Below are 14,513 nucleotides of genomic sequence, written 5' to 3'. Positions count from 1 at the left end.
ACTGCAATCTATTCCCGTCGCCACAATGCCTTCGACCGAGTCGAATAACTCGGTAGTCGTGCGAGCCTGCAGATGACCCTGGGATCACAGTGGCGGCTGCGCCCTGACCAGTGCGATCCGTCGGTCGCAACCTCGCTGGCAGCGCCCTAAGGGCTGTCTCGTAACTGGGTGGAGCGTTGGCTGGGGCTGGGTCTGTGGTCACCAGGTCAGGGCGATGTTGTGGAGGTTGGCGATGCCGGAAGCGGCAGCGGTCAATGTGCGGGCGGCGCGGCGGTAGTCGCGCAGGATCTTCCAGTTCTTCATCCTGGCCAGGGTGTGTTCAACCTGTGCTCGGACGGTGCGGTGCTGGGCATTCAGGTCCTGCTTCCGGGCCGGTAGTGGGCTGCCGTCGCGGTTCTTGCGGTAGGGGATGATCACCTCGGGATTGCCGCGGTAGCCGCCGCCGGCCATGACGGGCCGTCCGGCCAACTTCTGGTCAATGCCGGAGGTGCGGTAGACGATCGTGTCGTTGCGGTTGCCCGGCTGGGGCTCGCCGACGGCGATGACCAGGCGGGTGTAGGCGTCGATGGACACTTGCAGGTTCGTCGAGTACCGGTAGTTCTTGCTCGGCGCCGCGAGGCGGTGGTCCCGAGTCGGCAGGCGTCGGCGCGCCGCCGAGTAGTTGCTCAGCCGTCAGTCCCAGCCGGCCCAACAGCAGCCGCACCGCCTCTAATTCGTTGCTGCCTGCAACCACAGGTGCGTCGTCGGTCATAGTTCCACATTCCTAAGCATATTCGTCCAGACTTCCGAATGCCCGATCGAGCCAACTCATCGTGTTGGTCCGGAACACTCCAGAACGCTGGTCTGCCGCGATCAACAATCGATCCCCCACGACAATGCCTAGCTCGCTCTGAACGAACAGCGGAAGGTGCATATGACCTTGCGGGGTAATTGACCAATTGCCCGCCTTGTCGAGGGTGACGGTAACGGTCTCAACTCCTGTCACGAAATTCACACATTGGGCTGGAAGCCATTGCAGTATTCGAAGCGCGGATCGATCAGCCAGACGGCCGCGCCTATCACAAACACCGAGACAGTAGTAGTTTGACGATCTGTTTAGACGCTTGAAGGGTTTGGAGAGCGGGAGGCCGGGCGGGTCTAACCGAGTGAAGGTATCAACGTCGTCAGATGACTGCGCATCGTTTATCCAACCCAGGTGAAGGCTGGGCTGAATCTTGAGCTAGCCGGGATGCCTCGCCTCGCTCCTTCTATCAGAAAGCTGCCTTCAATGGCTCTCCGGCCACCTTGTCGCGATCGCGTCGTTAGAGCATCGCTACGGCATTGATATCGGCCGACCACTTTGCTTGTCTGCCCATAGGCGCCTTCTTCGGTCCGCCACCAGGGTGACCTGCTGACGCTCGGATCGCTCTGGGAGGTTAGCGCTCAGAGTCTCTGCACACTTTGCGAAACACCAGAAATCTGGCCACCGATGGTTGATTTGGAAGAGTGGTGAATATACGTCGGCGGTGACGCGGGCGCTCGGTTCGGATGGCTCTGCCATGACGAATCACCCCACTTCCACCTGCTCGCGGACACCCCGGCCCCGCGCTGGTCGGCTTGCACCGTTGACCATGCCGCTTGTGGCAGTGCTCGCGGACATCGCCTGGGTATGCCTGGTGGCGCGCGGCACCCTCAACCCCGCTGACGGAGTCCCCACCTGCCGATCGTTCACGGGCCAAGCCGCAGTGCACCACGGTCAGGTCTCGGTCGCTGTGTCGCCCCGCGGTACCAGCCCGCCGTTCGACCCGTGCATCCCGATCGACCGCAGCGAATCATATATCCGGACGATCCGACATCATCGGTCACGCCTGTTGACATTGCCAATTGGCGATGTTCATGATGGCCGGGCGACCGTCGGCGGCGTAAACGAAACATGCCAAGCGTCCACAGCCGTGAAGGTGGACGCTTGACCGGCGGCCGGGGGGGAGGGCCGGACAGTCACGAGGACGGTTCCGGCGGCACGGTTCGCGGCGACTGCCTGCCGCAGCAAGATCACCCACCGCTCCGTCGACGTGCGAAGGTTCTCCGCATCGTGCCGCCCCGACGTGCCCTCCGTGCACCAGGACCGTCGCTGGTCGCCGCCGACATGTGGCCCACCCAGCTAGAAAAAGGAGCGCAGCTGCTGCCCTCCGTCGACCACCGCACTCACCCTGGCTGCACTTCCGCCGCGGCTAAGACCGACCCCCGCCCCGACAGTCCGTCCTCTCGCTCGGCCACACCCTGCACCTGAGGCACTCCGCCATCCGCAAACCGCACCTCTCCGGTGCGGCAGTCCTGGGAGGCTACGTTGGCGCTCGCAGTTCCCGTTGCACCGGTTGCGGCTCATCCGCTGCTGGTGTTCCTCCTCCAGATCAGCCTGCTCCTGTTGCTGGCACTACTGCTCGGAAGGCTCGCCGTGCGGCTCGGCATGCCGGCGGTCGTCGGTGAGCTGTGCACCGGTGTGCTCCTCGGTCCATCCGTGCTCGACCACCTCGCACCGAGCCTCGCCGGCTGGTTGCTGCCCAAGGACCCAAGCCAGTTCCATCTACTCGACGTGGTCGGGCAACTTGGCGTGCTGCTGCTGGTCGGCATCACCGGCACCGAGGTCGACGCTGCCCTGGTACGGCGCCGCGGTAGCACCGCCGCGCGCATCAGCGTGGCGGGATTCATCGTGCCGCTGGGCCTGGGTATCGCGACCGGCTACCTGCTGCCGACCTCACTTCTAGCCGACGACGGAGACCGCACCGTCTTCGCCCTGTTCCTCGGCGTCGCGATGTGCGTCAGCGCTATACCCGTTATCGCGAAGACCCTGATAGACATGAATCTGCTGCACCGCAATATCGGTCAGCTGATCCTGTCCGCAGGCATGGTGGACGACGTCTTCGGGTGGCTGATGCTGTCTGTCGTGTCAGCGATGGCCACCACCGGCCTGCACGCCGGCGAGGTCGGCCTGTCACTGACGTACCTGGCGGCGGTGCTGATCCTGGCAGCGCTGGTAGGCAGGCCCATCGTCCGCGTCGCACTGCGCATGAGCGCCCGATCGTCCGACTCCGGGCCCGTGGTTGCCACCGCCGTAGTGCTCGTGCTGCTGGGTGCCGCTGCTACGCACGCGCTCGGACTCGAAGCCGTGTTCGGGGCCTTCGTCGTCGGCATCCTCATCGGCACCTGTGCCCCGAGTAGCTCGCAGCCCGCCACCACGGCCCTGCGACCGCCCACGGCAGATTCCAGCGGGCGGACAAAGCAATTCACTCTCGCCCGGCTCGCCCCGTTGCGGGCGGTCGTGCTCGGTGTACTCGCACCACTGTTCTTCGCCACAGCGGGGCTACGGATGGACCTGACCGCCCTGGGAGAACCAGTGGTCCTCGCCGCCGCGATCCTCGTCCTTGCCGTCGCGATCCTCGGCAAGTTCGCTGGTGCCTACATCGGCGCACGGGCCAGCCGAATGAACCGGTGGGAGGCCCTGGCACTGGGCGCAGGCATGAACGCCCGTGGTGTCATCGAAGTCATCGTCGCGATGGTCGGGCTCCGCCTCGGCGTCCTGAGCACGGCCGCCTACACCATCATCGTCCTGGTAGCGATCGCGACGTCGCTCATGGCGCCGCCCCTGCTGCGCTACGCCATGCGGCGGGTGGACTACACCTCCGAGGAGCAACTGCGCGAACGCAACCATGACCAGCCCGACGGTGCCGCCTCTACGACTCGATCCAAACTGGCCGAAGGACCCGGCACGTGAGACGCGCTCCTGCGACTGGCCAGGCGACAGGCGAACATCGCGCCCATCGCCGCGCATGCTCTGCTCCGGCGCGCGGGATCGCTGATCGCCCATTAAGGACAAAGCTTCGTGAGCTGGGCAGTTACCGGCGCCACGTGCCCTTTATCGAGCTCATTCGCAGTGTTTGTCACCCTCGCAGGAACCCGCTGGTGCCGGGCTCGGCCGCCTGGATGCTCTTGACGAGCCCGCGCGAAGCCAAGTACGTTTCGATAACGATGACATCGGTCGAGATCATCATCATCCGGATCACCGGATGTTACGGGGATTCGCACGACCACATGTGACGTCGGGAATGGACCGGCTCGCCGTAAAGGCGTCAAGCCGGTCACGCACGAGGCATCGCGCAGACGCGACCTCGTCCCCGCCGATCCAGCAAGCATTCAGAAGTGGACTGTTCAGGAACGCGCTGATCGGCAGCCGACGGCGTTCATGGCGGTTCGATGCAACGGGGGAAGGCGTGACAAGCCTTGGACTTCGACCTGACTGCGCAACAACAAGCACGATATGACGATGTGCTGGCCGCGGTACGTGCCAGGCTCGGGACGGTCCGGGAACAGGCCGGCTCCTATTTCAGCCGCGACGACTGGAAAACCGCAGCCGACATCGGGCTGGTAGGCCTGTGCCTACCCACCGACAGCGGTGGCGGCGGGCTCGGCGCGCTCGATACAGCCCTGTGCCTGGAAGCTTTCGGCCACGGCTGCCCCGACACGGGTTTTGTGTTCAGCATCAGCGCTCACCTGTTGGCGTGTGCCGTTCCTGTACGCGACTTCGGCGACAGCCCGGCAGCCGAGCGTTTACTGGCTGGGCTTGCCAGCGGCGAGCTGGTCGCCGCGAACGCGATGACCGAGGACGCGGCCGGGTCCGACGTTGGGCAGCTTGCCGTCACCGCAGACCGGGTGGGCGACGACTACGTCCTCAATGGGGACAAGTCATTCGCGAGCAACGGGCCCGCCGCGGACGTCTTCATCACCTATGCAGTGACCAACCCATCCGCGGGTTTCCTTGGCATCACGGCCTTCGCGGTACCCGCTGGGACGGCCGGTGTGGAAGTCGGGCCCCCACTGGGAAAGCTAGGGCTCGCATCCTGCCCGGCCTCACGGGTCGCGTTTCGTGAATGCCGGGTGCCGGTGGCGTATCGGCTCGGCAGCGAAGGACAAGGCAGCGTCATCTTCCAGCACTCGATGGCGTGGGAACGTGGGTGCCTGTTCGCCGCATATCTGGGGCTAATGGAGCGGCAACTGCAGCAATGCACCGAGCACGCCCGCAGGCGGCGTCAGTTTGGACGGGCGATCGGCGACTTCCAGGCGATCTCGCATCGCATCATCGGCATGCGGCAACGCCTGGAGAGCAGCCGACTGTTGCTGTACCGGGCCTGCTGGCTGCTGGACGGTGGCCGTGATCACACCACGGCCGTGGCCTTGGCCAAGATAGCGGTCTCCGAGGCTGCCGTCGCCAACAGCATCGACGCAGTGCAAATTTTCGGTGGAGCCGGCTATCTCACCGCCACTGGGGTCGAGCAGCAACTACGCGACAGCATCCCCGCCACCATCTTTTCCGGCACCAACGAGATCCAGCGCGAGATCATCGCCCGAGAGGCGCGGCTGTGAACCTACACCAGCTCGTCATCGACATGGCCGCTGCGGAACCCGACAACCTCGCCGTCACCGACGCCGGGCATGCCGTCACTTACCGCGAACTCGACCAGCACGCCAACACTCTCGCCGCCGTGCTGCGGCACAACGGTGTCGGCCACGGCGACCGGGTGGTGCTATGGGCGGAGAAATCAGTCACCACGGTCGCAGCCATGCAAGCCGTCCTGCGGCTTGGCGCAGCTTATGTTCCCGCTGAGACCAACACACCGATCGCGCGGGTAGCGGCTATGGCTCGAGACTGCGCCGCTTCCGCAGTCCTGACTACGCCGGACTTGTCCGGTCGGATCCGCACCGAACTCGAGCCCAGCACCGTCTGCCTAGATTTTACCGATACAGACTCTCGGGCACGGTCGTTCCATGAACCTGTCGCAGCCGACGACTTGGCGTACATCCTCTACACCTCAGGATCGACCGGCAGGCCCAAAGGCGTGTGCGTCAGCCACCGCAATGCCCGCGCCTTCGTCGATTGGGCGGCCAGTGAACTGCAGCCCCTGCCCGCGGACCGGTTCGCCAACCACGCCCCCTTGACCTTCGACCTTTCCGTGCTCGACCTGTACGCGGCATTCTCCGGCGGCGCGTGCGTATGCCTGATCCCGAGCCACCTGGCTTACGCACCCGCACAACTGGTTCAGCTCTTGCATGACCAACACATCAGCATCTGGTACTCGGTGCCGTCAGCGCTGGCCCTGATGATCCGTGAAGGTGGGCTACTCGACCGGCCCGCGCCGGCGACTTTGCGGGCGGTGTTGTTCGCCGGTGAGCCGTTTGCCATCACCCACGTGCGTCAACTGGCCGGCTGGACCTCGGCCCGGCTACTGAACCTGTACGGGCCGACCGAAACAAACGTGTGCACCTATCACGAACTTGCGGCCGCAGACCTGGACCGCGACCGGCCGGTTCCCATCGGCACCGCCGCCTGCGGAGACCGGGTATGGGCGCAAAACGAGAACGGCAGCGTCGCCGGGCCCGGCGACGAGGGCGAATTACTCGTCGAAGGACCCACCGTGATGCTCGGATACTGGGGCCGGCCACGCCATCAAGGGCCGTACTGCACCGGCGACCTGGTACGTGTGCTGCCTGACGGGGGATTCGACTTCGTGGGCCGGCGCGATCACATGGTGAAGGTACGCGGTCACCGCGTCGAGCTCGGTGACATCGAAGCGGCCCTAACCACCCACCCGGACGTCGCTGAAGCCGTCGCCGTCGTAACTGGAACCGGCGTGGACGCCCGGCTGACAGCATTCGTGCTGCCACACCCCGATCGGCAGCCGGGGACTCTGGCCCTCAGACAGCACTGCGCACAACAGTTGCCGCGCTACATGCTCGTCGACCATGTCCGAACCGTCACGGAACTGCCGCGCACCCGCAACGGCAAGATCGACCGATCGGCGCTGCTGGCCATCGCAGCCCCGTCCCACACAGCCCAGGGCACCTGATGCCGGTTGCGACGGCGCAGACATCCCGGTCCGGCCGTGACCCTCCGCCACCGGCAACATGACGCGCACCGGACGCCTTCCCTGCCACCGCGACCGTCGCGTCCAGGCCGCACCTTCGACCACACGCGGCGGCCGTAGCCACCGCTGGGGACCAAGACCCCGATCATCCGGGCGAATCGCACAACATCGACCTCCTGGGAGGACCCAGCACATGACGCATGACGACATCTCGGCCCAACTCATGGCCTTCATCCGAGAACGGTTCCTGGACGGAGACCAGAAAGGCGAACTGCAGCAGAACACACCACTGCTGGAGTGGGGCGTGCTGAACTCGATGAACACCGCCGTCCTGCTGACGTTCATCCGTGAGGAATTGGGCGCCTCCGTACCCGCCAAGTACGTCAACGCAGAGCACTTCAAAGACGTACGCAGCATCACCGCAATGGTGGTTGACCTTGCGGCCACCCAACAGATGACCAACGTGGGAACGGAGTGAGTGAGCGCATGGAGCCCGAGTTTGACGTCGTGATCATCGGAGGTGGGCCGGCGGGATCCACCGCCGCCGCCTACCTGGCCAAAGCCGGCCTGTCGGTCGCTGTGTTCGAAGGTGAAACCTTTCCCCGCGAGCACGTCGGAGAGTCACTGGTGCCGGCAACGACACGGGTGATGCTGGAGACCGGTGCGATGGCGAAGGTCGACCAGGCGGGTTTCCCGCGCAAGTACGGGGCGGCCTGGACCTCCGCCGACACCCGCACCATCGTCGCCAACGACTTCACCAAGCTCGCGCACGATTTCGGCGCAGCGGAAATTCTGTTCAGCGAGCGTGACCAGCCCGGCGTCGACCGCGACTACACCTACCACGTCGACCGCGGCCGGTTCGACCAGATCCTGCTCGAGCACGCGGAAAGCCTGGGCGCCACAGTGCGGCAAGGCACCCGGGTACTCAACGCCGACTTCGACGACCCGGACGGTGTCACCGTCACTTGCCGCAACGGATCGGACGAGTTCACCACCACCGCGCGGATGCTGGTCGACGCGTCCGGCCGGCAGACCATGCTCGGCCGGCAGATGCGGTTGAAGGTCCCCGACCCGGTGTTCAACCAATACGCGATCCACAGCTGGTTCGAGAACCTGGACCGCAAAGCGCTCACCAGCAACCCCGAAAAGATCGACTACATTTACATCCACTTCCTGCCCATCAAGGACACCTGGGTGTGGCAGATCCCGATCACCGACACGATCACCAGCGTCGGTGTGGTGACGCAGAAGCACCGGTTCGCCTCCGCGAACACCGACCGGGACAAGTTCTTCTGGGACTTCGTATCTAGTCGACCGGAACTCGCCGACGCCCTCAAACAGTCCACCCAGGTGCGCCCGCTGAAGGTCGAAGGCGACTACAGCTACGCGATGCGGCAGATCTGCGGTGACCGGTTCGTGCTCATCGGTGACGCCGCCCGCTTCGTCGACCCGATCTTCTCCAGCGGCGTCAGTGTCGCACTCACCAGCGCCCGATTCGCCAGCCGGGACATCATCGCCGCGTTCGAGGCCGGACAATTTACCCGGGACCGTTTCACGGCCTACGAACAGAAACTGCGCAACGGTGTGCGCAACTGGTACGAGTTCATTTCCGTTTACTACCGGCTCAACATCCTGTTCACCTCGTTCGTCCAGGACCCGCGCTACCGCCTTGACGTCGTCCGACTGTTGCAGGGCGACCTGTACGACGAGTCGGAGCCCGAAGTGCTGCGTGTCATGCGCGAGACCGTGACCGCGGTAGAGAACGACCCCACCCATCTGTGGCACCCCTACCTCGGCACCCTGCGCGCACCCACCGCAGCGCCGGCGTTCTGACCCACCGCCCCGTTCTTCCGGTTCTCGGGCCTGGTGTCGGTCGGCACCGCCCCGCCGTGCACCAGGCCCGAGCCTCCACCCAAGGACACCACGAACCGTCCCGTCACCACCCCGGACCGATGGCGTGGGCCAACGACGTGAGGCGCACCCACCCCGACCGTGCCGACCCGCATCCGGAGGCATCACATGGCCGCCACCTCATCCGCGTTCACCGCCGAGCCCATCGCCGTGGTCGGTGTGGGATGCCGCTACCCGGGCGGTGTGCGCGATCTCGACGCCTTCGGAGCGCAGCTGGCCGCCGGCGCCATCACCGGCCCGGTGCCGCCGCAGCGCTGGGGCCCTGAATTCTGGGACCCCGCCCGCACCCGTGCCGGCACCACCGCCAGCCACGTCGGCGCGTTCATCGACGACATCGACCGGTTCGACCCCGCACACTTCGGGATCGCCCCCCGCGAGGCCGGTTCGCTGGACCCCCAGCAGCGGCTGGTACTGGAGGTCGCCTGGGAGGCTATGTGTGACAGCGGACGGACCCGCGAGCAGTGGGCGGCCACCCGCACGGGCGTGTTCGTCGGCATCCTGGCCAACGACTACGCCCTTCTGCACAGCAAGACACTCGGTATCGCCGGCATCGGCCCCGGATACGCCCCGGGCACCGAGTTCAGCTTCGCAGCCGGCCGGCTAGCACACGCCTTCGATCTGCGCGGCCCGGCCGCCGCAGTGGACACCGCCTGCTCCTCGTCGCTGTTCGCCGTCCACCTGGCCTGCCAAAACCTGCGTGCCGGGGAATGCGACACCGCACTGGCCGGTGGGGTCAACCTGATGCTGGCACCGGAGCTGAGCGTGTTCATGAGCCGGGTGGGGGCGATCTCCCCCACCGGGCGCTGCCGCCCGTTCCACGCCGACGCCGACGGGGTCATCCGCGGTGACGGCTGCGGATTCGTCATCCTCAAACGGTTGAGCGACGCGGTCGCAAACCAGGACCACGTCTACGGTGTCATCCGCGGCTGGGCGGTCAACCAGGACGGGCGCAGCCTCGGCGTGACCGCCCCCAATGCCATGGCCCAGGTCGACCTGCACCAGGCCGCGCTGGCGCACGCGGGGCTGACCGCCGACGACGTCGACTTCGTCGAGGCGCACGGGACCGGCACCCCACTGGGTGACCAGATGGAATTGCTCGCCCTGGGCGAGGCCTACCAGCCGCGCTCAGCGGACACCCGGCCGCTACTGATCGGCTCCAGCAAGGCCGTCTTCGGACACACCGACGCCGCCGCCGGCATCACCGGTCTGCTCAAGGCCTTGTGGATCGTCAACGCCGGGCACGTTCCCGGTCAACCGGACCTCGATCGGATCACCACCGCCGTGGACTGGTCCGGCTCGCGCATCGCCGTGCCCACCGCCGGCACCGACCTACCGGCGCTGAACCGTCCGGTACGGGCCGGGGTCAGCTCTTTCGGGCTCAGCGGCACGAACGTACATGTCATTGTCGAATCGCCGGTCGATGCACCGGCAACCACCGCCGAGCCACCCTCCGCCGGCCCGTACGTGCTGCTGGCTTCCGCGTCGAACAAGGCCGGAGTGCCGCAGCAGCTCGCCGCGCTGCGTGAGCAGGTCTCCACCACCGGCCGGCTCGGTGACCTGCTCGCCTCGGCAGCAACCCGGCGCAGCCACGACAGCCACCGCTACGCTGTGGTCGCCGCCGACCGCGAAAGCCTGACGGCCGCTCTCGACGATTGGGAGCAACACGGCTTCACCGGCACCAGCGAGGCGGCCGACGTGCCGGCACCGGTGCTCGTCTACTCCGGGCAGGGCGGCCAATGGCCGGCCATGGCCGCAGACCTCTACGACCAGGTGCCAGTGGTGCGCGACACGCTGCAGGAGTGTGACGCCCTGATCCGCACCCATGCCTCCTGGTCGCTGGTCGACGAACTGCGCCGCCTGCCCGACTCCCGGCTGGACCGCACCGACATCGCCCAACCGGCCATCTTCGCCGTGCAGGTGGCACTGACCCGCTGGCTGACCGAACGGGGCATCCGGCCCGCCGCGGTGCTGGGGCACAGCGTCGGGGAGGTCGCCGCCGCCCACACCGCCGGCTGCCTGAGCCTCGCCGATGCTGTTCGCCTCATCGTGCACCGCGGCCGGATCCTGCAGGAAACCGCCGGCGCCGGCCGGATGCTCGCCGTGCACGCCGACCCCGCCACCGTCCAGGCCATCCTTGACGACCTCGACGGCGGCGCGGTCATCGGCGCGGTGAACGGCCCCGCAACTGTCATGGTGTCCGGTGGCCACGCCGGCATCGACGCCGCTCAGACCGCCCTGACGACCGCCGGGCTGCGCTCCAAACTGCTTGGCCTGGACTACGCGTTCCACAGTCCGGTGGTGGCGTCGTGCGGGCCGCGACTAGGCCGGGCGCTCACCGATTTACAGCCGGCCGCGCCGTCACTTCGCCTGCTGTCCGCGGTCGACCCGGAGGCCGACAACCCGCACTTGAACGCTGCCTACTGGCAACGCAACCTTACCGACCCTGTCCAGCTGTGGCCGGCCGTCGACCGGCTCCTACGCCAAGACCGGTACTGCCTGGTGGAGGTGGGCCCGCACCCGGTGCTGTCCCGCCCTCTGGCCGAAGCCGTCACCCGCCACCAGCGGCGTGGACCCGTGCTGCACACACTGCGCCGTGACACTCCGGGCGAACGAGCACTGTTGCAGACCCTAGCCCAATTACACGTCGCCGGCCTCCAGGTCGACTGGGAGCAGGTCACCGGCAGACCCCGCCGCTACCACCGGCTGCCGGCACCGTCGTGGGGCGGGGACCGCTACTGGCTGCCCGGGGTGCAACCAGGCCAGCAGAGCGCAGCCGCCACGGTGGCCACGGCGCCGGCAGCAATCCGGCTCAGCATGCTCGACGCTGCTGGCGAGGTCATCGGCGAGATGCTGGCCGCCCCATCGGACCCAACACCGAAGTCGCCGACCGGCGCCACCGCCGACGGCATGCTCGCCCAGGTGACCGCGGCTACACCGACCCCCGCCGCCATCACAGCCGCCCCGGCCCCCGCTGCCATCACGGCCAACCCGACCAGCGCCACACCCGGCGCAGACCTGGCAGACCGGGTCGAAGCAGTGAGTCGCACGGTGCTCGGCCTAAGCCGCGACGACCGCCTGCCGCGCCGCCGCGGACTGTTCGAGCAGGGCATGGACTCACTGACCGCGGTGGAGCTGCGGACCCGGCTGGAGGCCGAATTCGGCCTGCCCCTGCCGGCCACCATCGTGTTCGAGCACCCCACCGTCGACGCACTCGCCGCTCATCTCATCGACGTCGGAGCCGCCACCGACCAGCCCGCCCACCCAGCAGCCGACCCACCGCCCGCGGCGCAGCAGCCGGCGGCCGACGATTCCACCATCACCGCTGACGGCACCGAGCACCCCGAGACCGACGCCGACGCCGACGCCGTGGCAGTCGTCGGCCTGGCCTGCCGGCTGCCGGGAGCCGACACCCCGCAGGAGTTCTGGGAACTGCTGCGTGCGGGCCGCGACGCGATCGGCGAACTGCCGGCAGCACGGCGCGCCGACCCCATCTGGGCCGAGGCGGACACGCAGGTACCCACCCGCGGCGGGTTCCTCGGTGACGTAGCCGGCTTCGACGCCGAGTTCTTCCGCATCTCCCCGCGTGAAGCCCGGTCACTGGACCCGCAACAACGGCTGATGCTCGAGGTCGCCTGGGAGGCACTCGAGGACGCCGGGCACCCCGCCGCCGGGTTGGCCGGCCGGCCGGTCGGGGTGTACCTGGGCTTAAACACCGCCGACTACCAGCAACTACTCACCCGTGACATGCAGCAGGTCGACCACTTCTACGGCACCGGCACCTCCTTCGCCGCCACCGCCGGACGCATCTCCTACGTCCTGGGGCTGCGCGGACCGAGCATCGCGGTCGACACGGCCTGCTCGGCGTCGCTGACCGCCCTGCACCTTGCGTGCCAAGGGCTGCGCAACGGTGACTGCGAGGTCGCCGTCGTCGGCGGCGCCAACGTCATCGTCGCTCCCACCGTGTCCGTGTCCATGTCGGCCGCCGCAGCGCTCGCCCCCGACGGGCGGTGCAAGACCTTCGACGACGCCGCCGACGGATACGGGCGCGGCGAAGGCGCGGTGGCGTTCATCCTCAAACCGCTACACGCCGCCAACCGCGACGGCGACCGCGTCTACGCAGTGGTGCGCGGCACCGCCATCAACCAGGACGGCGCCAGCGGCGGCATGACCGTTCCCAACGCCGCCGCCCAGGTCGCCGTCATCCGGCAAGCGCTCAGCCGGGCCGGGTGGGCGCCGCACGAGGTGGACTACGTCGAAGCCCACGGCACCGGCACCCCGCTCGGCGACCCGATCGAGGTACGCGCCCTGGCCGAAGCCCTCGGCCCGGGCCGCAAGCCCGACACACCACTACTGATCGGATCCGCCAAGGCCAACCTGGGCCACCTCGAGGCAGCCGCCGGCGTCGCCGGTCTCCTCAAGGCCATCCTCGCGCTACACCACGGCCAGATCCCGCCCCACCCCCTGAACCGGCCGTCCACCCGAATCGACTGGGACCACCTTCCCGTCACCATCGCGACCACCAGCCAGGGGTGGCCACACTCGGACAGGCCCGCACGGGCCGGCGTCAGCGCCTTCGGGTTCAGCGGCAGCAACGCCCACGTCCTGATCGAACAGGCGACCGCGTCCACCGCGCAGCCGCCGACACCAGCTCGCCCGGCACCGCCCTACGTATTGCCGATCACCGCCGCCACACCGCAGGCCCTGGCCCGCGCAGCCGAGCTGATGGCCGTCCGCCTGTCCACCAGCGGCGACGACCTGGACGACATCGTATACACCGCCGCGCACCGGCGGTCCTGGCTCGAGCACCGGCTCGCCGCCGTCGGCAACACCGCCGCCGACCTGGCCGGTGCCCTGCACCAGGCGGCCCGCGGCGAGCCGCCAGCACACGTACGCATCGGGCATACCCCGGACGGCCACGCCCGCACCGTCGCGTTCTGGTACGGGCCCGAGCTTCCCCCGCGCCAGACCCGGCAGCAGCTGGCCGCTGCACCGGACTACAGCCGGGCGCTGGCCACCTGCGCCACCGCCCTGGCAGCCTTGACCGCAAGCACGCCCGACCTGCACGCCGACCCGCCCATCGAACTGCACGCCGCCTACCTGTTCTGTCACCAGGTGGCCGCGACCATGCTGTGGGCAGCCGTCGGAGTCGCGCCTCACGGCGTCGTCGGGCACGGCGCCGGGCAGATGGCGGCCGCCTGGGCAGCCGGTCAGCTGGGCATAGACGACGCGTTGCGGATGCTGCTGCAGCCCGGCGCCGACGTCGCGCTGCACGACGCACGTATCCCGCTGCTGTGCGCCGACACCGCCGAGCCGGCCGCCACCACCGGCCAACTCACCGCCCGCGCCACCGCCCACCCGGCAGGCAGCACCGAAGGCTGCGCCCAACGGATCAGCGCAGCACATCTCGACACCGTCGTCGACGCCGGCTTCGGACCGGCACCACTACCTGTCGACGCCCAGTGCGAAGTACGCGCCGACGACCCGCTGTACCACCTCGCGCTGACCGCGGCCGAGCTGGTCGTCAACGGTGCAGTCGTCACCGGAGGCGGCCTACCCCGCCGGCCGGTCAGCCTGCCCGGCTACCCGTGGCAACGCCGCCACCACTGGTACCGCGCCACGGCAACGGAAACCGGCCGGCCGCTGCTGCCGTCGGTGATCACGGCGGCGACTGCGCAGGCAGTGCGGCGGCGCGCCGACCAGCTGCGG

At 67.9% G+C, this 14,513-nt stretch carries 6 protein-coding genes and 1 pseudogene; 6 read left to right on the top strand and 1 reads right to left on the bottom strand.

From position 1 onward, the window contains the following. Nucleotides 1-198 precede the first annotated feature (198 nt). Nucleotides 199-639 (bottom strand): annotated as a pseudogene (locus O3438_RS00235) (transposase family protein); the annotation flags it as partial. 1,735 nt (nt 640-2,374) lie between these two features. Between O3438_RS00235 and O3438_RS00230 the strand changes: the two are divergent. From O3438_RS00230 to O3438_RS00205, 6 genes are all read left to right on the top strand, one after another. Next, the gene (locus O3438_RS00230; RefSeq protein ID WP_269677939.1) at nt 2,375-3,751 is read left to right on the top strand and encodes a cation:proton antiporter; all 1,377 of its coding nucleotides are present in this window, start codon (nt 2,375-2,377) and stop codon (nt 3,749-3,751) included. Nucleotides 3,752-4,257: 506 nt separating this feature from the next. Beyond that, nucleotides 4,258-5,397: an acyl-CoA dehydrogenase family protein gene (locus O3438_RS00225; RefSeq protein WP_269677938.1), complete on the top strand. Its 1,140-nt coding sequence runs from the start codon at nt 4,258-4,260 to the stop codon at nt 5,395-5,397. After that, nucleotides 5,394-6,878, top strand: a complete 1,485-nt coding sequence (locus O3438_RS00220; RefSeq protein WP_269677937.1) for an amino acid adenylation domain-containing protein — start codon at nt 5,394-5,396, stop codon at nt 6,876-6,878. The genes O3438_RS00225 and O3438_RS00220 overlap by 4 nt, the downstream gene beginning before the upstream one ends. A 211-nt stretch (nt 6,879-7,089) precedes the next feature. Continuing rightward, nucleotides 7,090-7,374, top strand: a complete 285-nt coding sequence (locus O3438_RS00215; RefSeq protein ID WP_269677936.1) for a hypothetical protein — start codon at nt 7,090-7,092, stop codon at nt 7,372-7,374. 8 nt (nt 7,375-7,382) lie between these two features. Continuing rightward, complete coding sequence (locus O3438_RS00210; protein ID WP_269677935.1) at nt 7,383-8,729, top strand: NAD(P)/FAD-dependent oxidoreductase; 1,347 nt, start codon at nt 7,383-7,385, stop codon at nt 8,727-8,729. Between the two features lie 186 nt (nt 8,730-8,915). Continuing rightward, a partial coding sequence (locus O3438_RS00205) for a type I polyketide synthase (protein ID WP_269677973.1) occupies nt 8,916-14,513 on the top strand: 5,598 nt, incomplete at its 3' end.

The organism is Micromonospora sp. WMMC250, assembly GCF_027460215.1.
In the GTDB taxonomy this organism is placed as follows: Bacteria; Actinomycetota; Actinomycetes; order Mycobacteriales; family Micromonosporaceae; genus Micromonospora; species Micromonospora taraxaci.
This window is presented reverse-complemented; position numbering and strand designations above follow the sequence as displayed.